1 protein-coding gene is annotated in these 273 nt (G+C 62.6%); it reads right to left on the minus strand.

Annotated elements, in window-relative coordinates; all coding sequences use genetic code 11:
- Positions 1-80: 80 nt before the first annotated feature.
- Positions 81-273, minus strand: a 193-nt coding sequence (locus ABG80_RS22795) for a hypothetical protein (protein WP_407638751.1), incomplete at its 5' end; no start/stop codon positions are given.

Consider the following 273-nt stretch of genomic DNA (forward strand, 5'->3'; position numbering starts at 1 on the left):
GGGGATCACCTCGCCGGTCTTCTTGTTGACGCCACCACCCAGGGTGGTGACTGCTCGAATGGTGCCGGTCAGCGTGAGCATCACAGGCTCCCTTGATCCAGGGCACCGGAACGCTCGATAGCTTCCTCGGCGCGGGACAGCGCATCAGACACAGCAGCCTCGATGAACTCGCGCTTGCTCATGTCGAGCAGGTTCGTCACTTGATCGAGGCGCTCGATCAGCGAGGGATGCACCTTGGCGCACATCTGGCGCAGCTCGGTGAGCTGGCCTTGA

This window comes from Aquabacterium parvum (genome assembly GCF_001447195.1).
Taxonomy (GTDB): Bacteria; Pseudomonadota; Gammaproteobacteria; order Burkholderiales; family Burkholderiaceae_C; genus Aquabacterium; species Aquabacterium parvum.